At 63.6% G+C, this 25,091-nt stretch carries 27 protein-coding genes; 18 read left to right on the forward strand and 9 right to left on the reverse strand.

What is annotated here, in order from left to right:
* Window positions 1-4: 4 nt before the first annotated feature.
* The 4 genes from trkA to IPF49_10210 all read right to left on the reverse strand — a co-directional run bounded on the left by trkA (window position 5) and on the right by IPF49_10210 (window position 4,255).
* A complete protein-coding gene (gene trkA / locus IPF49_10195; GenBank protein MBK6287983.1) occupies window positions 5-1,378 on the reverse strand; it encodes a Trk system potassium transporter TrkA in 1,374 nt (457 codons plus the stop codon).
* Window positions 1,379-1,470: 92 nt separating this feature from the next.
* Window positions 1,471-2,769 carry a 16S rRNA (cytosine(967)-C(5))-methyltransferase RsmB gene (gene rsmB, locus IPF49_10200; protein ID MBK6287984.1) on the reverse strand — a complete coding sequence of 433 codons (1,299 nt, stop codon included), beginning with the start codon at window positions 2,767-2,769 and terminating at the stop codon, window positions 1,471-1,473.
* Entirely contained in the window at window positions 2,766-3,743 is a 978-nt protein-coding gene (locus IPF49_10205; protein ID MBK6287985.1) for a methionyl-tRNA formyltransferase, read from the reverse strand. Before IPF49_10205 ends, rsmB begins: the two co-directional genes overlap by 4 nt.
* A gap of 5 nt (window positions 3,744-3,748) precedes the next feature.
* Window positions 3,749-4,255 (reverse strand): peptide deformylase, encoded by a 507-nt coding sequence (locus IPF49_10210; protein MBK6287986.1) that lies wholly within the window; start codon window positions 4,253-4,255, stop codon window positions 3,749-3,751.
* 196 nt (window positions 4,256-4,451) lie between these two features.
* On the opposite strand from IPF49_10210, the gene IPF49_10215 reads away from it, so the two are divergent.
* From IPF49_10215 to IPF49_10265, 11 genes are all read left to right on the forward strand, one after another.
* Window positions 4,452-5,483 (forward strand): LysM peptidoglycan-binding domain-containing protein, encoded by a 1,032-nt coding sequence (locus tag IPF49_10215; GenBank protein ID MBK6287987.1) that lies wholly within the window; start codon window positions 4,452-4,454, stop codon window positions 5,481-5,483.
* 82 nt (window positions 5,484-5,565) lie between these two features.
* Window positions 5,566-6,690 carry a DNA-protecting protein DprA gene (gene dprA, locus IPF49_10220; protein MBK6287988.1) on the forward strand — a complete coding sequence of 375 codons (1,125 nt, stop codon included), beginning with the start codon at window positions 5,566-5,568 and terminating at the stop codon, window positions 6,688-6,690.
* A gap of 107 nt (window positions 6,691-6,797) precedes the next feature.
* Window positions 6,798-7,304, forward strand: a complete 507-nt coding sequence (gene purE, locus IPF49_10225) for a 5-(carboxyamino)imidazole ribonucleotide mutase (GenBank protein MBK6287989.1) — start codon at window positions 6,798-6,800, stop codon at window positions 7,302-7,304.
* Window positions 7,301-7,867, forward strand: a complete 567-nt coding sequence (locus IPF49_10230; protein MBK6287990.1) for a Sua5/YciO/YrdC/YwlC family protein — start codon at window positions 7,301-7,303, stop codon at window positions 7,865-7,867. The genes purE and IPF49_10230 overlap by 4 nt, the downstream gene beginning before the upstream one ends.
* 21 nt (window positions 7,868-7,888) lie before the next feature.
* Window positions 7,889-8,800, forward strand: coding sequence for an oxygen-dependent coproporphyrinogen oxidase (gene hemF, locus IPF49_10235; GenBank protein MBK6287991.1), 912 nt, complete (start codon window positions 7,889-7,891; stop codon window positions 8,798-8,800).
* Complete coding sequence (gene aroE, locus IPF49_10240) at window positions 8,797-10,092, forward strand: shikimate dehydrogenase (GenBank protein MBK6287992.1); 1,296 nt, start codon at window positions 8,797-8,799, stop codon at window positions 10,090-10,092. Before hemF ends, aroE begins: the two co-directional genes overlap by 4 nt.
* Window positions 10,089-10,310 carry a YheV family putative metal-binding protein gene (locus IPF49_10245; GenBank protein ID MBK6287993.1) on the forward strand — a complete coding sequence of 74 codons (222 nt, stop codon included), beginning with the start codon at window positions 10,089-10,091 and terminating at the stop codon, window positions 10,308-10,310. The genes aroE and IPF49_10245 overlap by 4 nt, the downstream gene beginning before the upstream one ends.
* Window positions 10,311-10,569: 259 nt before the next feature.
* Window positions 10,570-11,724 carry a cytochrome c oxidase subunit II gene (gene coxB, locus IPF49_10250; protein MBK6287994.1) on the forward strand — a complete coding sequence of 385 codons (1,155 nt, stop codon included), beginning with the start codon at window positions 10,570-10,572 and terminating at the stop codon, window positions 11,722-11,724.
* A 15-nt stretch (window positions 11,725-11,739) separates the two neighbouring features.
* The gene (gene ctaD, locus IPF49_10255) at window positions 11,740-13,299 is read left to right on the forward strand and encodes a cytochrome c oxidase subunit I (GenBank protein MBK6287995.1); all 1,560 of its coding nucleotides are present in this window, start codon (window positions 11,740-11,742) and stop codon (window positions 13,297-13,299) included.
* A 12-nt stretch (window positions 13,300-13,311) separates the two neighbouring features.
* Entirely contained in the window at window positions 13,312-13,872 is a 561-nt protein-coding gene (locus IPF49_10260) for a cytochrome c oxidase assembly protein (GenBank protein ID MBK6287996.1), read from the forward strand.
* A 51-nt stretch (window positions 13,873-13,923) separates the two neighbouring features.
* Complete coding sequence (locus IPF49_10265; protein ID MBK6287997.1) at window positions 13,924-14,865, forward strand: cytochrome c oxidase subunit 3; 942 nt, start codon at window positions 13,924-13,926, stop codon at window positions 14,863-14,865.
* 50 nt (window positions 14,866-14,915) lie between these two features.
* Here the strand turns inward: IPF49_10265 and IPF49_10270 are convergent, their stop codons facing one another.
* Window positions 14,916-15,164: a twin transmembrane helix small protein gene (locus IPF49_10270; GenBank protein ID MBK6287998.1), complete on the reverse strand. Its 249-nt coding sequence runs from the start codon at window positions 15,162-15,164 to the stop codon at window positions 14,916-14,918.
* A 76-nt stretch (window positions 15,165-15,240) separates the two neighbouring features.
* Here IPF49_10270 and IPF49_10275 point away from each other — a divergent pair, with 76 nt between their 5' ends.
* The 4 genes from IPF49_10275 to IPF49_10290 all read left to right on the forward strand — a co-directional run bounded on the left by IPF49_10275 (window position 15,241) and on the right by IPF49_10290 (window position 18,277).
* Complete coding sequence (locus IPF49_10275; GenBank protein MBK6287999.1) at window positions 15,241-15,993, forward strand: SURF1 family protein; 753 nt, start codon at window positions 15,241-15,243, stop codon at window positions 15,991-15,993.
* Complete coding sequence (locus IPF49_10280; protein MBK6288000.1) at window positions 15,986-16,615, forward strand: hypothetical protein; 630 nt, start codon at window positions 15,986-15,988, stop codon at window positions 16,613-16,615. The genes IPF49_10275 and IPF49_10280 overlap by 8 nt, the downstream gene beginning before the upstream one ends.
* Before the next feature lie 80 nt (window positions 16,616-16,695).
* The gene (locus tag IPF49_10285; GenBank protein MBK6288001.1) at window positions 16,696-17,607 is read left to right on the forward strand and encodes a protoheme IX farnesyltransferase; all 912 of its coding nucleotides are present in this window, start codon (window positions 16,696-16,698) and stop codon (window positions 17,605-17,607) included.
* 10 nt (window positions 17,608-17,617) lie between these two features.
* Window positions 17,618-18,277 carry an SCO family protein gene (locus tag IPF49_10290; GenBank protein ID MBK6288002.1) on the forward strand — a complete coding sequence of 220 codons (660 nt, stop codon included), beginning with the start codon at window positions 17,618-17,620 and terminating at the stop codon, window positions 18,275-18,277.
* Window positions 18,278-18,280: 3 nt separating this feature from the next.
* Here the strand turns inward: IPF49_10290 and IPF49_10295 are convergent, their stop codons facing one another.
* From IPF49_10295 to IPF49_10305, 3 genes are read right to left on the reverse strand one after another with little or no spacing between them, the layout of a single operon-like run.
* The gene (locus IPF49_10295; GenBank protein ID MBK6288003.1) at window positions 18,281-19,066 is read right to left on the reverse strand and encodes a metal ABC transporter permease; all 786 of its coding nucleotides are present in this window, start codon (window positions 19,064-19,066) and stop codon (window positions 18,281-18,283) included.
* Window positions 19,059-19,811 carry a zinc ABC transporter ATP-binding protein ZnuC gene (znuC, locus tag IPF49_10300; GenBank protein ID MBK6288004.1) on the reverse strand — a complete coding sequence of 251 codons (753 nt, stop codon included), beginning with the start codon at window positions 19,809-19,811 and terminating at the stop codon, window positions 19,059-19,061. Before znuC ends, IPF49_10295 begins: the two co-directional genes overlap by 8 nt.
* Window positions 19,808-20,323: a transcriptional repressor gene (locus IPF49_10305; GenBank protein MBK6288005.1), complete on the reverse strand. Its 516-nt coding sequence runs from the start codon at window positions 20,321-20,323 to the stop codon at window positions 19,808-19,810. The genes znuC and IPF49_10305 overlap by 4 nt, the downstream gene beginning before the upstream one ends.
* Window positions 20,324-20,362: 39 nt before the next feature.
* On the opposite strand from IPF49_10305, the gene IPF49_10310 reads away from it, so the two are divergent.
* Complete coding sequence (locus IPF49_10310) at window positions 20,363-21,235, forward strand: zinc ABC transporter substrate-binding protein (GenBank protein ID MBK6288006.1); 873 nt, start codon at window positions 20,363-20,365, stop codon at window positions 21,233-21,235.
* Between the two features lie 22 nt (window positions 21,236-21,257).
* A complete protein-coding gene (polA, locus tag IPF49_10315) occupies window positions 21,258-23,987 on the forward strand; it encodes a DNA polymerase I (GenBank protein ID MBK6288007.1) in 2,730 nt (909 codons plus the stop codon).
* Here the strand turns inward: polA and IPF49_10320 are convergent.
* Window positions 23,981-24,607, reverse strand: coding sequence for a YihA family ribosome biogenesis GTP-binding protein (locus IPF49_10320; protein MBK6288008.1), 627 nt, complete (start codon window positions 24,605-24,607; stop codon window positions 23,981-23,983). The genes polA and IPF49_10320 overlap by 7 nt on opposite strands.
* Window positions 24,608-24,750: 143 nt before the next feature.
* On the opposite strand from IPF49_10320, the gene IPF49_10325 reads away from it, so the two are divergent.
* Window positions 24,751-25,047 (forward strand): cytochrome c5 family protein, encoded by a 297-nt coding sequence (locus IPF49_10325; GenBank protein ID MBK6288009.1) that lies wholly within the window; start codon window positions 24,751-24,753, stop codon window positions 25,045-25,047.
* The last annotated feature ends 44 nt before the right edge of the window (window positions 25,048-25,091 follow it).

The following is a 25,091-nucleotide window of genomic DNA, read 5'->3' on the forward strand; positions in this document are numbered from 1 at the left end:
GTGTTCAGAAGAAACTGAAGCCGACCTGGAACAGTTTTTCCACCTCTCGCGTGCGGCTCTTGTCGACCAGGAACAGGATCACGTGGTCACCGCTTTCGACCAGCACGTAACGGTGTGCAATCAGCACCTTCTCGCCGCGCACGATCGCGCCGATGGTCGCTCCCTCGGGCAGCTTGATCTCGCCAAGGGTTCTGCCCACCACCTTCGAGTTGCTGGCATCGCCGTGGGCGACGATCTCGAGCGCTTCGGCGGCACCGCGTCGCAGGCGGTAGACGTTGGTCATGTGGCCGCGGCGCACATGTGTCAGCAGGCTGCCGATCGTGACCAGTTGCGGCGATACCGCGATGTCGATATCCACGCCCTGCACCAGGTCGACGTAGGCGGGATTGCCGATCAGGGTGATGACCTTGGTGGCGCCGAGTCGTTTGGCGAGCAGCGAGGACATGATGTTTATCTCGTCGTCGTTGGTCAGCGCGCAGAATACATCCGTGTCCTGGATGTTCCCGGAGATCAGCAGCTCGCGATCCGAGGCGCTGCCCTTGAGCGCAATGCCATGGTGCAGACGTTCGCTCAGCAGGTTGCAACGCTCGGGGTGCATCTCGATGACCTTCACGTTGTAGCGCGACTCGATGGTCTCCGCGAGACGCATGCCGATGTTTCCGCCACCCGCGATCATCACTCGCCTGTAGGGTTTGTCGGCGCCTCGCATCTCGGCCATGACCTGCAGAATGTGCTCGCGCGCGGCAATGAAAAACACGTCATCGTCGGCCTCGATGACGGTGTTGCCTTCGGGGATGATCGGGCGGTTGCGACGAAAGATCGCGGCAACGCGGGTATCGGCCTGCGGCATGCGCTTGCGGATTTCGGCCAGCTGTTGCCCGACCATCGGTGCGCCGTGCTGCGCCTTGACCCCGACCAGCCGCACCCTTCCTTCGGCGAAATCGAGCACCTGTAGCGAGCCCGGCAGGTCGATCAGGCGCTCGACGGCGTTGGTCACCAGCTGCTCGGGGCTGATGATCACATCGATCGGGATCGCTTCCTTGCAGAACAGCGCTCCTTTCTGGGTATAGGAATGGCTGCGGATGCGCGCAATGCGGGTGGGTGTGCGAAACAGGGTGCAGGCCACCTGGCAGGCGACCATGTTGACCTCGTCGCTGTTGGTGACGGCAATCAGCATCTCGGCATCCTGGGCGCCGGCCCGCGCCAGCACCCCGGGGTGCGATCCGTGTCCCGATACGGTCCCGATATCGAGACGGTCCTGCAGTTCGCGCAGCCGATTGCTGTCCTTGTCGATCAGCGTGATGTCGTTTTTCTCGCTGGCGAGATGTTCGGCCAGCGTACCACCCACCTGCCCGGCTCCGACGATGATTATCTTCATGACGCGAGTGCCTTGTGCCCTGGGAAGTAACGGGGTGAGAACAGTCTATCCATTGACCGGGCGCGATTCAGCCTGAAAATGCCCCGGGAGTCTCAGGCCCCCGTATCCTTGAGCAGGCGCGCGTAATAGAAGCCGTCCTGGGCTCCGCTTGCTGGCAACAACTGACGACCGTGAACGCGGGCGATTCCCCAGGGCACATCGATGGGCAGTTCGCGCGCATCGGGCGTGGAACCGAGAAAGGCCGCCACCAGCTGCTCGTTTTCCGTCGGCAGCACCGAGCAGGTGCAATACAACAGCATGCCGCCCGGCGCCAGGCATGGCCACAAGGCATCGAGGATCCGGCGCTGCAGTGCACTGGCCTCGACGATCTGGCGTGGCGTGCGCAACATCTTGATATCGGGGTGGCGGCGGATCACGCCACTGCCCGAGCAGGGCGCATCGACCAGGATTCTCCCGAAATGACGACCATCCCACCAGGATGCCGGCGCCGTAGCATCGGCGCACACCACGTCGGCTCGCAGACCCAGCCGTTGCAGATTCTGTTGTACCCGTTCCAGGCGCGCGGCGCTGTTGTCGAGCGCCATCAGCTCGATGCCGCCGCTGCGCTCGAGCAGCTGACAACTCTTGCCACCGGGTGCGGCGCAGGCATCGAGCACGCGCTGTGGGGAATGGCAGTCGAGCAGATCGGCGGGCAACTGCGCGGCCTCGTCCTGCACGCTGACCAGCCCGTCGGCGAATCCCGGCAGCGCCATGACATCCACCGCCTGCTCCAGCACCACCGCATCGGGTGCAAGCGCGCCGGCACGTGATTGCAGCCCGGCGGCGCGCGCAGTCTCCATCCAGGCCGCGCGCGTGGTACGCGAGCGGTTGATGCGCAGGCTCATCGGTGCCGGCTCGTTGTTGGCCTCGATTATCGCGGCATGCTGTTCCGGCCAGGCCTGCGCCAGCGCCTCGTACAGCCAGCGTGGATGGGCGCAACGCTGCGCGGCATCGAGATTGCGCAGCAGTTCTTCGCCACGTAGCTGGAACTGGCGCAGCACCGCGTTGGTCAGCCCGCCGGCCCACGGCTTTCCGAGCTGCCGGCAGGCGGCCACGGTCTCGCTCACGGCGGCGTGATCCGGTACCCGCATGTAGCGCATCTGGTAAAGCCCGATCAGCAGCAGCGCATGCACATCGGCATCGCGGCTCTTGAATGCCTTTTTGAGCAGCTGCACCAACACGCCGTCGAGTTCGAAAAACCGGCGGCAGACACCGAACGCCATCTCGCGCGCCATTGCACGGTCGCGGCCTTCGAGTTTTCCCGGCGCCTGCGCCAGCGCCTCGTCGAGCGTGAGCCGGGCGGCAATGACCAGTGCCAGTGCCCTGGCTGCCGAACTGCGTGGCGAGCTCACACGGTTGCGCCGCCAAGCACGGTTCCGGGACGAAACCACTCGCCGCGTCCGTTGAGCAGCGCGGGGACGTCCATGACCTTGCCACCGGCAAGTTGCAGTCGCTGCAGTCGCAGCGCGTCCTTGCCACAGGCGACCAGGATTCCGTCGCGGCCACTTTGCAGCACGGTGCCCGGCGCCCCGCCGAGCGAGGGGGTTTCGGCGCTTGCCTGCCATACCCGCAGCACCTGGTCCGCGACGGTGGTGTGACAGACGTTCAGCGGATTGAACGCGCGTACCCGGCGCTCCAGCGTCTGCGCATCGGCATGCCAGTCGATCAGCGACTCATCACGGTGCAGCTTGTTGGCATAGGTAGCCAGGGAGTCATCCTGCGCAAGCGCTTGGCTGCGCCCGCCGAACAGCTCCTCCAGCGCCTCGACGAGCGCGGCGGCTCCGAGCGTGCCAAGCCGATCGCGCAAGGTGCCACCGGTGTCGTGGGCACCGATCGGACAGCGGCGCACCAGCAGCAACGCACCGGTATCGAGGCCTTCGTTCATCTGCATGATGGTCACGCCCGTCTCGTGATCCCCGGCCTCGATGGCACGCTCTATCGGCGCCGCTCCACGCCAGCGTGGCAGGATCGAGGCGTGCACATTGATACAGCCGAGGCGCGGAATCGACAGCACCGCCGCAGGCAGAATCAGGCCATAGGCCGCAACGATCAACAGATCGGGTTGCAGTTCCGCGAGCCCGGCCCGGGCCGCCGGATCACGCAGCGAGGCCGGCTGATGAACCGGCAGACCGCGCTCGAGCGCCAGCCGCTTGACCGGCGAATGCAGCAACTGCCGGCCCCGCCCGGCCGGGCGATCGGGCTGGGTAAATACCGCGCTGATCGGATACGCGGTGTGTTCGAGCAGTGCGCGCAGGATCTGCTCGGCGAATTCCGGAGTTCCGGCAAAGACGATGCGCGGTGGGTTCACCGAAGCGGGGCGGCCCATCGGGTTCAGGCCGGCTGACGCTGAAGTTTTTCGAGCTTGCCGCGAATCCGCTGACGCTTCAGTGCCGACAGGTAATCGACGAAAAGCTTGCCGTTCAGGTGATCGAGCTCGTGTTGAATGCACACGGCCAACAGGCCGTCGGGGTGCAACTCGAAGGGCTGCCCGTGGCGATCGAGTGCGTTGACGATGATGTTCTCCGGACGCATCACCGCTTCCTGGAAGCCGGGTACCGACAGGCAGCCTTCGACATACTCGCGCAGTTCACCCTCCAGCACCTGCACCTTGGGGTTGATGAACACGAGCGGCTGGCTGTCGTCTTCCGAAATATCCATCACCACCACGCGCTTGTGCACGTTGACCTGGGTTGCGGCCAGCCCGATCCCGGGGGCGGCATACATGGTCTCGAACATGTCGTCGATCAATTGGCGGATGCTGGCATCGACTTGTCGCACCGGCGCCGCGATGGTACGCAGCCGGGGGTCCGGAAACTCGAGTATGTTCAGAATGCTCATAAATCTGCCCCTGATTCTGGCTCCGCCAGCCCTGTCGCGTGACCGCGCTCGCGATGGCGGCACACAGTATAAAGGTCCAATGCGTCACGCGCAGGCTAATGGCCGCTTTGGCTATACGCATTTTGCCCAGCTTTGACTACACTTTGGCCAAGCCGTTTCCCATGGCGGGGCGGTCGATGTTCGAAAGGACCAAGCGATGAATAAATTTTTGCTCGGAATCTTGGCCTGCGCGGTGCTGGCTCTGCAGGCAATGGCCGCGGATCCGGTGGCGCTCCGATCGGACCATCCGGATGAGTACGTGGTCAAGCGGGGCGATACGCTGTGGGATATATCGGGGCGCTTCCTGGAGAAGCCGTGGCTTTGGCCCGAAATCTGGCAGGTGAACCCGCAGATTGCCAATCCGCACCTGATCTATCCGGGTGATCGACTCAGCCTCATCTACGTCGACGGGCGTCCCTGGCTGGCGCTCAATCGTGGCGTCGGTGGTGTGGTCAAGCTCAGCCCCGAAGTGCGCTCCAGCGCGCTCGATAACGCGATCCCGGCCATCCCGCTCGAGGAAATCAATGCCTTTCTGACCCGCAGCCGCATCGTCGGGAGCACCGAGCTCGATGAGGCGCCGTATGTGCTGGCGGGTGCCGGCGGTCACGTGGTGACCGGCGCCGGTGACAATCTTTATGCGCGCGGAGGCAGTTTCCCGCCCGGTGAGCGCAGTTTCGGTATTTTCCGGGCCGGGCAGGTGTTCGTTGACCCGGTGACGAACGAGTTGCTTGGCAAGGAAGCGGTCGAGATCGGTGCCGTCAAGATGACGGATCTCGAGAGCGGCATGGCGACCCTGGCCGTGAACAAGAGCAACGAGGAGATTCGCGCCGGTGATCGCCTGCTGCCGATGGTCGAGCAGAAGATTACCGCGACTTTCTTCCCGAGTGCACCGGAGTCCGAAATCTCCGGTGTAATCCTGGCCGTTGAAGGCGGCGTCACGCAAATCGGTCATCTGGATGTAGTTGCGATCAATCGCGGCGCGCGCGAGGGTCTGAAAGAGGGTAACGTGCTGGAAATCAGCAAGCGCGGTGGAATGGTGAACGACCCGGTGACCAATGAGGCGGTGCAATTGCCCGCTACCCGTGCCGGGTTGCTGATGGTTTTCCGCACTTTCGAAAAGATGAGCTACGGTCTGATATTGCATGCGACGCAACCACTCGCGGTGATGGATACCGTCGCCAACCCATGAATCGAGGGAGCCCCACCCGGGGCTCCGACGCTTGAATGGCCGGCAGGATGCTGGCTGAAACCGACGGCAGGGAGGCCGTGTCATGCTCGAAGCTGAAATCTGCAATCACCTGAGTTTACTGGCGCTGCCCGGTGCGGGAGCCGTCAGCGTGCTGCGTTTGCTGCGCACCGGTGGTTCGGCGTCCGCCGCGCTGGAACTCGATGCGCCAGCGCTGCAGGCGCTGGGCTTGCGCGGCGAGACCATCGCGGCGCTGCTGACGTTGCGCGGCATGCCCGACCCCGCCTCCAGTGCGCCCTGCGCCTGGCTGGTGCGCAACGAGGTCGAGCTGATCAGCGTGAACGATCCCCGCTATCCACCACTGCTCGCCGCCATTGCCTGCCCGCCACCGGTGTTGTTCGTGCAGGGGGATCCCGCGCTGTTGCTGCAGCCCCAGGTCGCGATGGTGGGCAGCCGCCGGCCGACGCCCAGTGGGCGCGAAGCCGCACGCACAATTGCCGGCGAGCTATCGAAGTATGGGCTTACTATCACCAGCGGGCTTGCCATTGGAATAGACGCAGAAAGCCATGAGGGCGCGTTGAGGGGCGGTGGGCATACTGTCGCGGTAATGGGTACGGGTTCCGACCAGATCTACCCGACGCGTCATCGCGGCCTGGCCGCACGGATCCTGGCAGACGGCGGAGCGCTGGTCAGCGAGTTTGCGCCGGGTGCTCGCCTGGAGCCGGCGAACTTTCCGCGCCGCAACCGCATCATCAGCGGACTCAGCCTCGGTGTGCTGGTGGTCGAGGCGGCACTGCCCAGCGGTTCGCTGCTGACCGCGCGTTATGCCGGTGAGCAGAACCGCGAAGTCATGGCGGTACCTGGACCGATACGCAGCCCCGTCAGCCGTGGCTGCCATGAACTGCTGCGCCAGGGCGCTGCCCTGGTCGAGGGAGCCGACGATGTGCTGGCAGCGCTGGGTGATCGCTTCCGCCCGCTGCTGGGTTCGGACCGGATCGCCGCCGCAACCAGCACCACGGTGCTGCCCCCCGGGTCGTTGTCCGCGGAGGAGCGACGCGTGCTCGATGCGACCGGGTACGAAGTTACCACGCTCGACACGGTGAGCGAACGCGCAGGCCTGAGTGCCGCTGCGGTCGGCGCTGCCGTCACCCGGCTGGAATTGCGCGGCCTGATCGTAGCCTGTGTGGGCGGGTACGCCCGTGCGCCCTAGTCCGCGCCAGGAGCCTGTCGAACCCGGCAGGCTGCCGAGGGTCCGCTTGTGGAGTCCGGGTTATTGCTGTAAGTTTTCGCCCCTTTTTTGCTTGCCGAGGTATCACGATGAACCAGCCGTTCGTCGCCGTGTTGATGGGTTCGGATTCCGATCTGCCGGTCATGGAAGCGGCCTTCACTACGCTCAAGGCACTTGGCATAGCGCTCGAGGCGCGGGTCACGTCCGCACACCGGACGCCGGCCGCGACAATCGAGTATGTCCAAGACGCCGATCGGCGTGGCTGCGGGGTATTCATCGCCGCCGCCGGCATGGCCGCGCATCTTGCCGGGGCCGTTGCCGCCAATACCGTGAAGCCGGTCATCGGGGTACCAATCGGTACCTCTCTCGAGGGGCTCGACGCGCTTTTGTCCACCGTGCAGATGCCGGGCGGGATACCGGTTGCGACGGTTGCCATCGGCAAGGCAGGCGCCAAGAATGCCGCCTATCTCGCGGCGCAAATCCTGGCACTCGGCGATGCCGCGCTGGCGGCGCGCCTGGTCGCGGATCGGGACGCCAATTCCACGGCGCTGGCCGGGAAGAACCGGGCGCTACAGGAGCGCCTGAAGGAACTGTGACCGCGCCCGGTCCGCAGCAGCTTGACCGGGCCGTCAGCGTGTTGCGCGCGGGCGGCGTGATCGCCTGCGCTACCGAGGGAGTCTGGGGACTTGCCTGCGATCCCGGCAACGAGGCAGCGGTGCGACGCATTCTGGCGCTGAAAGGCCGCGAGGCGGACAAGGGGCTGATTCTGGTTGCGGGCGGACTCGCGCAGGTAGAGTCCTGTTTGCGCCATGTTCCGGCTGACAGGCTGGCCGAGATTCATGACAGCTGGCCCGGTCCCGTCACCTGGATCGTGCCGCATCACGGCGAACTGCCGGTGTGGATTACCGGCGCACACCCGGGAGTGGCGATTAGAGTAAGCGATCACTTGCAGCTTAGGGCGCTCTGTCTTGGTTTTGGTGGTGCAATCGTATCGACTTCCGCCAATCCGCAGGGCATGGCGCCGGCGCGCAGTGCGCAGACGGTACGACGCTATTTCGGGGACCGGATCGATTATCTGCTCCCGGGTGCGCTCGGCGGGCGCCGCAAGCCGAGTGAAATCCGCGATGCGCTGAGCGGCCGGATTCTGCGCCCCGGTTAACAGCCGCCACGAGGAACGATCATGGATGCCATCGAGCCCGACCTGGTAGAGCACTACCTGCTGCAACTGCAGCAGCGGATCTGTGCTGCCATCGAGGCGCTCGACGGAGCGGCGCAATTCAGCGAGGACCGCTGGCGGCGCGACGAGGGCGGCGGCGGCCGAACCCGGGTGCTGGTCGAGGGACGCGTATTCGAGAAGGCTGGCGTGAATTTCTCGCGGGTGAGCGGCGCGCATTTGCCGGTCTCGGCCACTGCACATCGCCCGGAACTCGCCGGTCGCAGCTTTCAGGCCATGGGCGTCTCCCTGGTCATCCATCCGCTCAATCCCCATGTGCCGACTTCGCATGCCAACGTGCGGCTGTTCGTGGCGCACCATCGGGATGCGGAACCGGTCTGGTGGTTTGGCGGCGGATACGATCTGACGCCCTGCTACGGGTACGAGGACGACTGTGTCCATTGGCACCGGGTCGCCCGTGCGGCCTGCGAGCCTTTCGGTGCGGAGATCTATCCGCGCTACAAGAAATGGTGCGATGAGTATTTCTATCTCGGCCACCGGGCCGAGCCGAGAGGCGTGGGTGGTCTGTTTTTCGATGACCTGAATGAATGGAGCTTTGCCACCAGCTTCGAGTTCCTGCGCGCGGTAGGCGACTCCTACATCGATGCCTATCTGCCGATCGTCGAGCGGCGCAAGGATCTGCCCTGGACCGAGCGCGAGCGCCGCTTCCAGCTCTACCGGCGCGGACGCTACGTCGAATTCAACCTGGTGCATGACCGCGGCACCCTGTTTGGCCTGCAATCGGGCGGACGCACCGAATCGATATTGATGTCGCTGCCACCACTGGTGCGCTGGGACTACGATTTCCATCCCGAACCGGGCAGCGCCGAAGCCCGCCTCTACAGCGACTTCCTGCGACCGCGCGAGTGGGCCACGTGAGCGACCGTTATGTGGTGGCGGGCAACCCGGTGGCGCACTCGCGCTCGCCGCAGATCCACGCCCACTTCGCGCGTCGCACCGGGCAGGACATGGAGTACCGCAGACTGCTGGTGGCAAACGGGGGCTTTGCCGATGCTGCGCGGGAGTTTTTCGCCGGTGGCGGCAAAGGCATGAATATCACCCTGCCGTTCAAGGTCGATGCCTTTGAATTTGCCGGGTCGCTCACGCCGCGCGCGCAACAGGCCGGGGCGGTAAACACGCTGGCGTTGCTCGATGACGCGACGCTGCTCGGCGACAACACCGACGGGGCCGGTCTGGTGCGCGATCTGCGGCACAACCTCGGCTGGGATATCGGCGGGCGACGCCTGTTGCTGTTGGGGGCCGGTGGTGCCGCGCGCGGGGTGCTGGGGCCATTGCTGGCAGAACGGCCGCATTCCGTGGTGATTGCCAACCGTTCGCCTGACAAGGCCCGTGAACTCGCCCTGGCGTTTGCCGGACACGGTGCGGTGCGGGGTTGCGCGTTTGCCGATCTCGATGGCGAGTTCGATCTGCTGGTCAATTGCACCAGCGCCAGCCTTGCCGGCGAAAAGCTGCCGCTGACGGGGGCGCTGATCGGCAGGAGCTCGCGCTGTTATGACATGGTCTACGCGCAACGCACCACACCGTTTGTCGAGTGGGCGCTGGCGGCTGGAGCGATCGCTACCGCCGATGGCCTGGGGATGCTGGTCGAGCAGGCTGCCGAGTCGTTCCTGCTCTGGCGCGGGCTGCGACCGGAGACCGGCGCGGTGATCGAGGAATTGCGCGCGCCGGTTGCGATTCGCCAGGCGCTGGGCGCGGCGGACCTCGGATGTGCCGTCGGGCTGTTCCGTGAATACCAGCAGTGGCTCGGGGTCGATCTGTGTTTTCAGGACTTCGAGCGGGAACTGGCGTCTTTGCCGGGTCTGTATGCGCCGCCCGCAGGCGCCCTGCTGCTTGCCGAACGCGGTGGCCGCGCGCTTGGCTGCGTGGCCATGCGCCCGGTGGCCGATGGGGTCTGTGAAATGAAGCGGCTATATATAGCCCCCGACGGGCGCGACGCCGGCATCGGGCGGGCACTGGCGATGGCAGTGATCGAGCTGGCGCGGCGTGCCGGCTATCATCTCATGCGTCTCGACACCCTGGAGCGGTTGCACGAGGCGATGACGCTGTATGCCAGTCTCGGCTTCAAGGTGCGGGATCCGTATTATCCCAATCCGCTTGCGGGCGTCGTGTACTGGGAGAAAGATCTGCGCAACGGGAAGCACGATTCATGAACAGCCTGCGACGATTCATTGCGGGAGCCGTTTGTCCGGCCTGCAAGCTGCAGGACAAGCTCTTCGTTTACGTGCTCGAGGACAGCAATGTCTGCGAATGCGTTGCCTGCGGGTTTCGCGACGCCCAGAGCCGCACGGCCGACCCGGGAAGCGAGGAATATCAACGTCGCCTGGGTGGCACAACGGATACGGCTGTGGTGCGGATCGTGGAGCCCTGATTCGCCGCAGGGCTGCGCCAAACGATATGCCCCCACAAAAAAGTCCACCCGGGGGGTTCTCGCGCCAACGAGAATGAATTGTTATACTCCCAGCGTGGTGCCGCGCGTGCGATGCCGCTGGAGCGCGATCCAGCGTGGTTCCGACCGAGCAAGACCTTGTTCAGCGCCAGCCAGAAATCTTGTCAGCGACCTTCCGGTCGTTGGTTGAATACGCCCGCCTGCCGGGGCAAATACCTACAATACGGGAGATTGAGGAGACATGTTGCGAGCAGCCAAACGACTCCGCCTGATGTCCTCCGCCACCTTCGGTACAGCCTGTTCGATGGCCAGTGCCAGCCTGATGGCGGAAGAGGTTGCGCGATCATCGGTCAACATGAGCCAGGGAGCGACGGAAGTCAGCCACAAGATTTACGCACTGCACATGTATTCGCTGTGGCTCTGCGTGCTCATCGGCGTAGTGGTGTTTGCGGTGATGTTCTATTCGATTTTCGCACACCGGAAATCGCGCGGCGCGGTAGCGGCACAGTTCCACGAGAGTACCAAACTCGAGGTCATGTGGACCCTGGTTCCGTTCGTGATCCTGATTACATTGGCGGTACCGGCGACCTCGACGCTGCTCGAAATCTACGATGCCGACGACGCCGGTCTCGATGTGATGATCACCGGTTATCAATGGAAGTGGAAATACGAATATCTCGGGCAGGGCGTGAGCTTTTTTTCCAACCTGCGCACTACCGACGATGAAATTCACAACAAGGCGCCCAAGGGTGAACACTACCTGCTCGAGGTTGACGAGCCGCTGGTCATCCCGGTCGGGACGAAGGTGCGGTTCCTGATAACCTCCGCGGACGTGATCCACTCGTGGTGGGTTCCGCAGCTGGCGGTCAAGAAGGACGCAATTCCCGGCTTCGTCAACGCGTCGTGGACCCGCATTCCCGAACCCGGTATCTACCGTGGCCAGTGTGCCGAGTTGTGCGGCAAGAACCACGGTTTCATGCCGATCGTGGTCAGTGCGGTTGCGCAAGACGAATTCAAGGATTGGCTGGCGCAGCGCAAGGTGGAAGCCGAGCAGGAGCGCACACTGATGGCTCAGACCTTCACGATGGACGAATTGATGGCGCGGGGTGAAGCGGTTTACACCAAGACTTGCGCTGCCTGTCATATGCCGACCGGCATGGGCGTACCCGGTGCATTCCCCGCGCTGAAAGGCAGCGCCATCGCGACCGGTCCGCTGGACGGGCATCTCGATATCGTCGTCAACGGCAAGCAGGGCACCGCGATGGCGGCGTTCGGCGCGCAGTTCAACGAGATCGACCTCGCTGCGGTCATCACCTACGAACGCAACAGCTGGGGCAACAACATGGGTGACATGTTGCAGCCGATCGATGTTGCCAAGTTCAAGAAAGCCAAGTAATTCAGGAGCCACGCCATGGGCGCAGATCATCACGGTCCCGCAAAAGGAATTACCCGCTGGTTCTTCACGACCAACCACAAGGATATCGGCACGCTGTACCTCTGGTTCAGCTTCTGCATGTTCCTTGTCGGTGGTACTTTCGCACTGGTCATCCGCGCCGAGCTGTTCCAGCCCGGCCTGCAGATCGTGCAGCCGGAATTTTTCAACCAGATGACCACCATGCATGGCCTGGTGATGGTGTTCGGCGCGATCATGCCCGCCTGGGTCGGGCTCGGAAACTGGATGATTCCGATAATGATCGGCGCACCCGACATGGCGCTGCCGCGCATGAACAACTGGAGCTTCTGGATCCTGCCGTTCGCGTTCGCGATGCTGGTTTCCACCCTGTTCATGCCGGGCGGGGCGCCCAACTTCGGCTGGACGTTCTATGCGCCGTTGTCCACCACCTATGCGCCACCATCGGTCACGTTCTTCATTTTCGGCGTGCACCTGATGGGCATGTCCTCGATCATGGGCTCCATCAATATCATCGCTACCATCATGAACCTGCGTGCTCCCGGCATGACCTACATGAAGATGCCGATGTTCGTGTGGACCTGGTTCATCACGGCATTCCTGCTGCTTGCGGTGATGCCGGTTCTCGCCGGTGCGGTCACGATGATGCTGTTCGATATCCACTTCGGCACCAGCTTCTTCAGCGCTGCCGGCGGCGGGGACCCGGTGCTGTTCCAGCACGTGTTCTGGTTCTTCGGTCATCCCGAGGTCTACATCATGATCCTGCCGGCATTCGGCGTGGTGAGTGAAGTGCTGCCGACTTTTGCCCGCAAGCCCCTGTTCGGCTACAGCTCGATGGTCTACGCGACGGCTTCGATTGCGTTCCTGAGCTTCCTGGTCTGGGCTCACCACATGTTCACGGTGGGCATGCCGATCGCCGGCGAGTTGTTCTTCATGTATGCGACCCTGCTGATCGCGGTGCCGACGGGCGTGAAGGTGTTCAACTGGGTCACCACCATGTTCCGCGGCTCGATGACGTTCGAGACGCCGATGCTGTTCGCGATTGCGTTCATCATCCTGTTCACCATCGGTGGCTTCTCCGGGGTGATGCTGGCGCTGGCGCCGCTGGATTTCCAGTACCAGGACACCTATTTCGTGGTCGCGCATTTCCACTATGTGCTCGTACAGGGAGCGCTCTTCGCTCTCTATTGCGGCGTCTACTACTGGTTGCCGAAGTGGACCGGCCACATGTACGACGAGAGCCTCAGCAAGGCGCATTTCTGGATGACGTTCATCGGCGTGAACACCGCGTTCTTCCCGATGCACTTCGTCGGACTGGCCGGCATGCCGCGTCGTATCCCCGATTACGCCCTGCAGTTTGCGGATTTCAACATGCTGTCCAGCATCGGGGCCTATATCACCGGGTTCTCGCAGCTGATATTCGTGGTGGTGGTGATCAAGTGCATCAGGGGCGGACGACAGGCCACCGACAAGGTGTGGGAAGGATCGCATGGTCTCGAGTGGTCGATACCCTCGCCGGCGCCCTATCACACCTTCGCGGTGCCGCCGCAGATCAACTAGGGTCAAACAGGCATGTCCATGGGTACAACCCGCAAAACGGCGTTGTGGCTGACGGCGGTCGCCGTGGGTATGTTCGGTTTTGGTTTTGCGCTGGTACCGCTCTATGACGTGTTTTGCGAGGCGATCGGCATCAGCCGCGAGAACATCAATTCGCTGAGCGAATATGTGCCGGAGGCTGCGGTCGTGGATACCGGCCGCAGCGTCAGGGTGCAGTTCATCGCCACCAATGATGGCACGATGCCGTGGGAGTTCCATCCCCATGAATTCGAGATCAGGGTGAACCCGGGCGCCGCCAACACGACGACATTTTTTGCCCGTAACCCGGCCCCGAGACCGATGGTCGCGCAGGCCATCCCCAGCATCGATCCGGCCGAAGCAGCGCAGTACTTCCACAAGACCGAATGTTTCTGCTTCACGCAGCAGTCGCTCGCCCCGGGTGAGTCGCTGGACATGCCGTTGCAGTTCATCGTGGACCAGGCGCTGCCTGCAAGCATAAAGACGATCACGCTTTCCTACACGCTGTTTGACGTGACCGGAAAGCAGCCTGACAGCCAGGTTACGGCCGTCAACTGAGCGATAATTCGGCTACCCGACATACACAAGGAATTCAAGGGAGACATGGATATGGCAAGTGGAACCGGCGGACACCAGAGCTACTACGTGCCGGAGCAGAGCAAGTTTCCTTTCCTGGCGACGATCGGGCTGGGCATGGCGATCCTGGGCGGCGGGCTGACGCTGAACAACCACACTTTCCACGGCACGGGCGGCATCTCCTGGCTGTTGCCGCTTGGCTTCGTGATATTGATCGCGGTGCTTTGGAACTGGTTTTCCAGCGTGATCCGCGAAAACATGGCGGGTCTCGCGAGCCCTCAGCTGAAAAGATCCTATGTGCTGGGAATGCAGTGGTTCATTTTTTCCGAAGTGATGTTCTTCTTCGCGTTCTTTTTCACGCTCGCTTATGTGCGGCTTTTCGTGGTGCCGTGGCTGGGTGGTGAAGGCGATCATGGCCTGGCGGGAAAATACCTCTGGGAGGGCTTTCATGCCAGCTGGCCAATGACCCAGACGCCGCAGGAAGCGCTGGCCGCGACTGGTGGAAAGCAACTGATGGCTTCCGGCACTTTCACCGCGGCAAAGGAATTCGTGAGCTGGAACGGGATTCCGCTGCTGAACACGATTTTACTGGTGAGTTCCAGCGTCACGGTGCATTTCGCGCATATGGCGCTCAAGGCCAACAAGCGCAGCGCACTGAGCCTGTGGCTTGCGATCACGCTGATCCTCGGCTTTTCCTTCGTCGGTTTCCAGGCCCTTGAGTATCATCATGCTTATACCGAGCTCGGTCTGACTCTGGGCTCTGGCATCTACGGCTCGACATTCTTCCTGCTCACCGGCTTTCACGGCTTCCACGTCTGTCTTGGCGCAATCATGCTGACGGTGATGTTCCTGCGCGCGAGCGCCAAGGGCCACTTCATGCCGGAAGACCATTTCGGATTCGAGGCCGCGTCCTGGTACTGGCACTTCGTCGATGTGGTGTGGATCTGCCTGTTCCTGTTCGTCTACATCCTGTAATCCGTGTCTTTCACGGGCAAGGCCGGTGCCGCGCGCTGGCCTTGCCGTTGCTATTTGTCGGGGGTAGCGGTTTTCGAGGCGCTGATTGCGGCATCCCAGGGTGCCTTCGAGCGTAGCTGGCCACTGTAGAATCCGTAGCCGATGACTGCTACCAGGGTGACCGCAAGCGTCACGCGTATGCCAAGCGAATTCAGCGTGCGTCGTGTACGCCCCTGGTCCTTGACCAGGAATACCAGGCCACTGGCGAGGCTGACGAGCAGCAGCACGAACAGGATCACGATTACGGGCTTGATCCACATATTCCGATTGTTCCGTGGTTATCGAGGCGGCGAGTATAACCCGATGAGTAGCGAGCCACCCTGCGAGGAAGCGCCTGTGAGCGAACTGGCGGGCGGCCTGCGGTTCAATACCAAGTTTGCCGCCCTGGTGATAGTGCTGTTCCCGGCACTCATGGGTCTCGCCGGCTGGCAGATGTGGCGCAGCCAAGAGAAAGCCGTGATGCTTGCGGTGGTCGAGGCGCGCAGTCAGCAGGCGCCAATCCGGGTCTCCCTGTTGCAGGATTCGACACGCTCCGGGCTGGATCGCCTGCCGGTCGAGTTGCGCGGGCACTATCTGCAGGGCCGGGATTTCCTGCTCGACAACCGCGTCCTGCGCGGCACGGTAGGTTACGAGCTGATCACGCCGTTTCAGGATCGTGATGGCACGGTGGCTTTTGTGAATCGTGGCTGGCGTGCCGCGCTGCGCACCCGCGAGCAATTGCCGGTGCCCGAGATCATCGAGCAGGAAGTGCAATTGATCGGCGACGTGTATGCGCCCGAGGATCTGCGGCGGCTGCGCTCCGCTGCGAGCGGTGGCTGGCCTTGCATTCTACAGGCCGTGGATATCGCCGAGATGGCGCGTATCGCGGGCGTGGAGGCCTTTCCTTACCTGGTGCGCCTGCGTTCGGAACAGCCAGGCGTGCGCGATGCGCACTGGGAAACCGTGAACATCGCGCCCGAGCGCCACGTTGCGTATGCGGCGCAATGGTTTTTCATGGGGCTCGCATTGCTGCTGGTGTTCCTGCTGGGCGGCACCAATGTCCGCGAGTGGTATACGAATAATCACGGGGGTGGCAAGCGTCATGGTTGATCCGATCGAGCCAGACGGGAAAGCACTGCGGGCGAGCCGGATCAAGCTGGCGTTGATGTTCCTGTTGCCGTTGCTCGCGATCGGGCTGTCGACGCTGGTCTATTACACCGGCACCGGGATACCGCGAGCCACCACCAACAAGGGGGTGCTGCTGATACCGCCGCGCCCGATCGACGAGCTGAAGCTGAGCGACCGGGCCCGGCAACCCTGGCATCATGCGCAAAGCGCTCAGGGATGGGGGTTGTTGACGGTGGGCGCCGGTGATTGTGCCGATTCCTGCCGGGAGAGGTTGTACCTGACGCGCCAGATTCGCCTCGCGCTCGGCAAGGACACGCACCGGATCAGCCGTTATTACCTGATGACGGACGAGACACCGGAGCGGGGTTTTGCCGATTATCTGGCCGCGGAACACCCGGATCTGCAGTTGCTGCACGTCGATCGGCCCGCGCTGCAGGCCTGGCTGGGGTTGGCAAGCGACCCCGATCCGCTCGCCGGGCAGCCGATCTTCATCGTCGACCCGGCGGGTTTTGCGATGATGTATTACCTGCCAACCCATGCCGGAGCCGAGACGATTTCCGATCTGCGCTTCCTGCTCGAGCATTCGCGCGAAAAAGTGCGTTGAAACATGCACCTCCGGCGGCATCACTATCCGTTACAATAGCCGGCCAGCAGATTACGCGATCACGCGTTTGGCAAAAAATCATGGAAACGACTCTCGCGCAGCGCCCGCTATGGCGCGATTACCTCGAACTCTGCAAGCCGAACGTGGTTGCGTTGATGATGCTCACGGCGGTCATCGGCATGATGCTTGCCACGCCCGGCATGGTTCCCTGGCAGGCACTGATATTCGGCAATCTCGGCATCGCGCTGTGCGCGGCGTCCGCGGCGGCGGTGAACCATCTGGTCGACCGACGGATCGACGCGGTGATGGTGCGTACCAGCAATCGTCCGTTGGCACGAGGGCGCGTCGATACCCGCCACGCGGTGCTGTTTGCCTGCACGACCGGGGTGGTTGGCATGCTGATCCTGGTCGTGCTGGTCAATCCGCTCACCGCCTGGCTGACGCTGGCCTCGCTGATCGGTTATGCGTTCATCTATACCTATTACCTCAAACGTGCCACTCCGCAGAATATCGTGATCGGCGGACTGGCTGGCGCCGCGCCCCCGCTGCTCGGCTGGACGGCGGTAACCAACGAAGTGCATGGTTACGGCTTGCTGCTGGTGTTGATCATCTTTGCCTGGACGCCGCCGCATTTCTGGGCACTGGCCATCCACCGCAGGGAAGAATATGCCAAGGTCGATATTCCGATGCTGCCGGTCACCCACGGCGAGCGGCACACCGCCCTGCATATCCTGCTGTATACCCTGATCCTGTTCGCGGTCACGCTGTTGCCTTTTGCGACCGGCATGAGCGGTCCGTTGTACCTCGTGGGAGCTGTGGGCCTCGGTTTCGGCTTCCTGTACTGGGCGATCGTGCTGATGACCGGCAGGAACCCGCGGGCACCGATGGAAACATTCAAGTACTCGATCATCTACCTGATGGCGTTGTTCCTGGTCATGCTGGCGGATCACTACATCTACCCGCGCCCGATGGCCCTGCTATTGGCTTCCTGAGATATCCGCCTTGAGCATCACGAAATCACAACGCCGCAAGATCCGGCTCACGGCGCTCGGGCTCTCGTTGCTGGCATTGCTGGTGGTTGTGATGTTCGTGCGCCAGTTCATGAATCCGGAGCACCTCGATCCGCAGTGGCTGCAGCTGCACGGCACGGTATTGTTCGATACGCCGCGCAGCTTCGACACGCTGCAGCTGCGCGATCAAAACGACCAGCCGTTCGACGGTGCGGCCTTCCGCGGTTCATGGAGCGTGGTGTTCTTTGGCTTCACGTTCTGTCCCGATGTGTGCCCGACCACTCTCAGCCTGCTCGGCGAGGTGCAGAAGATGCTCAAGCCGGCGACCGATGGGCGGGCGCCACTCGCCTTCTACATGGTCTCGGTGGATCCCGCACGCGACACGCCGGCGCAGCTCAAGCCCTATCTCGAGCACTTCGGCAGCGAGTTCACCGGGCTTACCGGCGATTTTCCCGACATCCACCGTTTTGCCACGCAACTCAACATCCCGTTCCGCAAGGCCGTGCTCGATGACGCCAATTACAGCGTGGACCATTCCGCGAACCTGGTGCTGATCAATCCGCGCGGCCACTATGCCGGGTACATGACGCCGCCGTTTGACAAGGAGCGGATGGTGCGCGTGCTCGAATTACTGCGCACGCGAGGGTCCTGAACCTCAGCGTGCCCGTGCGAGTCCGTGGCACAACGCAAACAATGTGCATGCGGCAACCACCACCGAAGGGCCGGCCGGCGTATCTGCGTACCAGGACATCAGCAGTCCGGCCACGACGGATAACGAACCCAGCACCGCGCCGCCCGCGGCCATCTGCTCCGGTGAGCGCGCGAAAGCCCGCGCTGCTGCCGGCGGGATCACCAGCAGTGCCGTGACCAGCAGCACGCCGACCACGTTCATCGCCACCGCGATCAACGCGGCGATGGCAAGCATCTGCAGCAGCTTCAGGCGCTCGACGGCAATGCCCTCGATCTGTGCCAGCTCCTCGTCAACGGCAATCGCCAGCCATGGACGCCAGAACAGCGCACCGAGCAGTGCGGCAATGAAACCCACCCCGTAGACCAGCTGCAATTCGTTCGCGCCAACCGCAAGCAAATCGCCGAACAGGTAACTTTCGATATTGGCGCGGCGCGGCGCCAGCACCGTAACCGCGATGATGCCGGCGGCGAGAGTGCCGTGCGCGATCACGCCAAGCAGGGTGTCCGAGCCGAGTAGCCGCGTGCGCTGGAGCCGCGCGAAAGCCACCGCAACCATGGCGCAAAGCAGCAATGCCGCGAGCGTGATATCGATACCGAGAAACAGCCCGAGTGCAATCCCGAGCAGCGCTGAATGCGACAGCGTGTCACCGAAAAAAGCCATCCGTCGCCACACCAGGAAGCAGCCCAGCGCACCGGCAATCGTGGCCACGCCGATACCTGCGGCCAGGGCCCGCAGCAGGAACTCATCCATGCGGATGCTCCACTACCTGCCCGTGCATATCGTGTTGGTGATCATGGTGGTGCGTGTAGAGCGCAATCTCCGAGCTGACCTGTTTGCCGAACAGTTGCAGAAATGCGGGGTGGGTGCTCACTACCTCCGGCTTGCCCGCGCAACAGACGTGCCGATTCAGGCACAGCACGGTATCGGTGGCGGCCATCACCAGGTGCAGATCGTGGGAAATCATCAGCACCGCACAGCGATGACGATGGCGCACCGCGTCGATCAGCGCATACAGCTCCGCTTGCCCGTTGACATCCACACCCTGTACCGGCTCGTCGAGTACCAGCAATTGCGGGTTGCGCAACAGCGCGCGCGCCAGCAACACGCGCTGGAACTCGCCCCCGGATACACCGGCAAGCGGTGTCCCGAGCAGCGCGCTCACGCCGACTTCCGCCGCCACCTCGGCGAGTCGCTGCGGATTGCGTTCGGCAATCCGCAGGAAGCGCTCCACGCTGAGCGGCAGCGCCGGGTCGATCTGCAATTTTTGTGGCATGTAGCCCACGCGCAGACCGGGGCGGCGCCAGATGGTGCCGGTGGAGGGAGATGCAAGGCCTATCAGCAGACGTAACAGGGTCGTCTTGCCGGCGCCGTTGGGGCCGATCACGGTCAGGATCTCGCCAACGTGCAGGCGCAGCGAGACATTTTCGAGCACCAGGTCGGGGCCGATCCGGAAACCGATGGCGCGCGCTTCGAGCAGGAATTCCGGGTCGGTCATGGGGCGGAGCAACCGGGGCACAGGCCGAGAACTTCCAGCGCGACCGACTCGACCCGAAAACCGACCCGTTTGCCGAGGCGTCGGATGGCGCTGCCGATCGCCGGCTGCATCGATTCGAGCGTGCTGCCGCAGCCGCGGCAGATATACAGCTGGTGGTCATGCGGCTCGGCACCGACCTGGCAGCCCACATAGGCATTCAGCGTCGCAACGCGGTGCACGAACCCCTGCTCGCGCAGAAACTCGAGGGCGCGGTAAACCGTGGGCGGACCCGGCATGCGCCGCGCGGCGTCACGTGTGCCGAGCTTTTCGAGCAGCGCATACGCCCCGATCGGACGATGACTCTGCCACACCAGCCGCAACACCTCCTCGCGCAACGCCGTAAGCCGTGCGCCACGCTCGCGGCAGGCTCCGCGCGCCTCGGCAATCGCGCGCTGCACGCAGCGTCGATGGTCGTGAACGGCAAACGCCATCTGTGGCGTCGCCGTGCTGGTGGTCGCGGCCCGGTTGTTCATCGCGTTATATTATAACTTTTGGCATCGAGGTCCATGCTCATGTTGCGAGCCCGCAGGTGCCGCCTGGTGCTGGCACTGCTGTGCATGACGATGCGCGCGCACGCCGACGAGCCGCTGCCGCTGGTGCTCAGCAGCATCCGGCCGCTGCACCTGATCGTGCTGGCGCTCGCCGGTGATCGGGTCGAGGCGCGCGAGTTCCCGGGGATTGGCGCGTCGCCACATGACTTCGTGGTGCGCCCGTCGGCAATCCGCCTCCTCGAGTCCGCACGAGTGGTATTCTGGATCGGGCCCGAGCTCGAGCGCCCGCTTGCCGAGTTGCTCGAGCGTATGCCCGGGCGCCGCGATATCGCGTTGTTGCCGCGGATGCCGCCCGCCGCGATTGCCGCCGATGCCGATCCGCACGTGTGGCTCGATCCACGGCTGGCCGTGGCGATCGCGGAATCGATGGCCGCAGTGCTGATCGAGCGTGGTATCGCCGAGGAGCCGCTGCTGCAGTCCCGGCTCGAGGCCTTCATTGCCTCGATGGAGAGCGCCGAATGGAACATGCGCCAGGAGTTGAACGGACTCGAGCGGGTGCCTTTCATGGTGATGCATGACGGTTATGGCTATTTTGTGCGTCGTTTCAGTCTGAACCAGGTGTTGGCTCTCGGTCCGGACGCCGAGCGCCAGCCGGGTGCACGGGCGGTGTCGCGGATGCGCCAGAGCGCGCTCGACAGCGCCGCGGTGTGCCTGCTGCGCGAGAGCAACAGCAACCGGCGTCTTGCGGATTTGCTGGCCGAGGGCACCGCGATGCGTATTCGCGAAGTCGACCCGCTGGCCTTGTCGCTGGCGGCGGACGATGCGGATTTCGCGGCGTTTCTGACCGACTTCACCCGCACTGTCGCCGGTTGCCTGCGTGGGCCGGCGTCATGAACCCAGCTCCGAAGGCCTTCCAATGAACCAGACCGCTACGCCCCCCAGCCTGATTCTGGTCGATGGCTCCTCCTATCTGTACCGTGCATTCCATGCGTTGCCGCCGCTGGCCACGGCCAGTGGCCGTCCCACCGGTGCGGTGCGCGGCGTGATCGGCATGCTGCGCAAACTCTGCCAGCAATACCCGGACACCCCGGTGGTCGTGGTGTTCGATGCCAAGGGCAGGACTTTCCGCGACGATATCTTCGCCGAGTACAAGGCCAACCGACCACCGATGCCGGAAGAGCTGCGCGCGCAGATCGAGCCGGTGCATGCGATCGTGCGCGCAATGGGACTGCCGCTGCTGTGCGTGCCGGGGGTCGAGGCCGACGATGTGATCGGCACCCTGGCCGCAAGAGTCAGCGCTGATGGCGGACAGGTGCTGATCTCCACCGGCGACAAGGATATCGCCCAGCTGGTGAGCGAACGTGTCACGCTGATCAACACCATGAGCGATACCCGTCTCGACGAGACGGGGGTGCGCGAGAAGTTCGGCATCGCGCCGGGGCAGATGGTCGACCTGCTGGCGCTGATGGGCGACAAGGTCGACAACATTCCCGGGGTGCCGGGCGTGGGGGAAAAAACCGCGCTGGCATTGCTGCAGGGTCTTGGCAGTCTCGATGCGATCTACGCCGACCTCGATGCGGTTGCCGGCGTCGCGGTGCGTGGTGCGGGACGTCTCGGCGCGAAGCTCGCGGCGCAACGCGAGCAGGCCATGCTGTCACGCGAGCTGGCCACGATCCGCACCGATGTGCCGCTCGGTACCGAGGCCGATGCGTTGCACAATCGCGAACCCGATCGCGAGGCGCTGGGCAAATGGTACCGTGATCTCGAGTTCAACAGCTGGCTCGCGGAGCTGGCGGCCGGCGCGGAGAGCGCTGCCACTTCGGCGGCGCCGGCGCCCGCGGCGAATTACGAAACCGTGCTCGATCGCAAGGCGCTGGATCGCTGGGTCGCAACCCTGGCCTCGGTACCGCTGTTTGCGGTGGATACCGAGACCACGGCGCTGGACTACATGCGCGCGCGGGTGGTGGGCGTGTCGCTTGCGGTCGAGCCCGGGCACGCTGCCTATATCCCCTTCGGCCACGACTATCTGGGGGCACCCGAGCAGCTGACGGAGCGTGAGGTGCTCGAGGCCCTGCGTCCGCTGCTCGAGGCCGAGACGCCGCGGAAGGTCGGGCAGAACCTGAAGTACGATCGCAGTGTACTGCTCAACCATGGCATCGAGCTCGCGGGCATCGCCTACGATACGATGCTCGAATCCTATGTGCTGGACTCGGTGGGATCGCGCCATGACATGGACTCGCTGGCGCTCAAGCACCTCGATTACCGCACGACCTCATTCGAGGAGGTGGCGGGCAAGGGCGCCAAACAGATCAGTTTCAACCAGGTGAACCTGGACCAGGCGACACCCTATGCCGCCGAAGATGCCGACATCACCCTGCGCCTGCACCAGGCGTTGTGGCCGCAACTCGAATCCGCGCCCGCCCTGTGCCGCGTGTTCACCGAGATAGAAATGCCGCTGGTGCCGGTGCTGTCGCGTCTCGAGCGCCACGGGGCGCTGGTCGATGGCGCGCTGCTGGCGGTACAGAGTCGCGAGCTTGGAGAACGGCTGCTGGAGATCGAGGCACGCGCTTTCGAGGTCGCGGGGCAGCGCTTCAATCTCGGTTCGCCCAAACAGCTGCAGGACATCCTGTTCGACAAGCTCGGGCTGCCGCAGATCGGCAAGACACCTACCGGCCAGCCGTCCACCGCGGAGCCGGTGTTGCAGGAGCTGGCGGAAAATTACGAACTGCCGCGGGTGATTCTCGAGTACCGCGGGCTCAGCAAGCTGAAGTCGACCTACACCGACCGCCTGCCCGAACAGATCAACCCCGCGACCCACCGGGTACACACCTCGTACCAGCAGGCAGTCACCGCGACCGGCAGGCTGTCCTCGACCGATCCCAATCTGCAGAACATTCCGGTGCGCACCGCCGAGGGGCGGCGCATCCGGCAGGCTTTCATCGCGCCCCCGGGGTGGCGCCTCCTGGCGGCCGACTATTCGCAGATCGAATTGCGCATCATGGCGCACCTGTCGGGCGATCGCGGTTTGATCGAGGCGTTTCGCAACGGGCTCGATGTGCACCGCGCTACCGCGGCAGAGGTGTTCGGGATGGACATCGCGGCGGTCACGGACGATCAGCGCCGTAGCGCCAAGGCGATCAACTTTGGTTTGATCTACGGCATGTCCGCGTTCGGGCTGGCGCGGCAGCTCGGGGTTGGCCGCCAGGAGGCGCAAGCCTGGATGGACCGCTATTTTGCCCGCTATCCGGGCGTGCAGTGTTATATGGACGAGATCCGTCGCAAGGCCGCCGACGAGGGATTCGTCGAGACCCTGTTCGGCCGCAGGCTCTATCTGCCCGATATCCGTTCGCGCAATCCCAACAGCCGCCAGGCAGCGGAGCGCACCGCGATCAATGCGCCGATGCAGGGCAGCGCAGCCGATATCATCAAGCGCGCGATGATCGGGGTGGACCAGTGGCTGCGGGGCGATGAGGTGCCGGCGTGCATGGTCATGCAGGTGCATGACGAGCTCGTGTTCGAGGTGCGCGAGGATGTGGTAGCCGAGGTCACGGCGCGGGTGCGTGCGCTGATGTCAGGGGCTGCCGGTCTCGAGGTCGAACTGGTGGTCGATGTCGGGACCGGGTGCAACTGGGACGAGGCTCACTGAGCGCCGTCGCAGGGCGGCGTGTACCATTTGTCGAGCACGGCGCGCGCCTCATCGACCCCGGCGCCGCTCAGTGCCGAGAATAGCTGTACCGTTGCACCCGGGAACCAGCCGAGGTTCCGGCGCACGCCGAGCAGCGTTGCCTTGGCTGGGCCGCGTGCGAGCTTGTCGGACTTGGTGAGCAGCACGTGCAGCGCGATGTTGCTGCGCGCCACCCATTCGATCAGCGTGATGTCCTGCTCCTTCAGCGGGTGACGCGCGTCCATCAGCAACACGATGCCCGCCAGCGAACGTCTTGCGCCAAGATAGGATTCGACCAGCTTGCCCCACTGCTTGCGCATCTCGATCGGCACCTTGGCAAAGCCGTAACCGGGCAGATCGACCAGGCGCAGGCTCTCCGCGAGACTGAAAAAGTTGATCTGCTGCGTGCGCCCCGGCGTCTTGCTCGCCCGCGCCAGCTTGCGATGATCGCAGATCGCATTGATCGCGCTCGATTTGCCCGCGTTCGAGCGCCCCGCAAATGCCACCTCGATGCCCTGGTCGGGCGGGCACTGGGACACCCGCGCGGCACTCAGAATGAAGCTGGCGCCACGATAATCCGGCGGCGCAAAACGATGGGACAAAGGCCAATTCCTCCAATTTCCGTTAGCGGGCCGCTTTGTTATACTGCGCGCGCCTGATTCGGTAAGCAGTCTAGCATGTGGTCTGGAGCGGCCCTGCGGAGGCCATCGAATCGGTTTCCACCCGCTATCCTATGGAGTACTTCATGAAGAATTTCGCACTTGGCACCCTGCTGCTGGCATCCTCGATGGCCTACGCCGACCGCAGCGCCGACGAGATTTATCCGAACACCTGCGGCGTCTGTCATGGCGCTGGTGTCGCCGGCGCTCCGACAGCCCATGATGCCACCCTGTGGCAGCCGCGCTTTGACGCCAAGGGCATGGATGGCCTTATGGAAAGTGTGCACAACGGTCTGAACGCGATGCCGGCCAAGGGCATGTGCATGGATTGCACCGATACCGAGTACAAGGCGCTGATCGAATTCATGATGAAGGCGTCCTGAGTATTTCGCCCGTTTTCCCGCTGATTGCAAAGGATTGATTACCG

The organism is Gammaproteobacteria bacterium, assembly GCA_016705365.1.
Lineage (GTDB): Bacteria > Pseudomonadota > Gammaproteobacteria > Pseudomonadales > UBA5518 > UBA5518.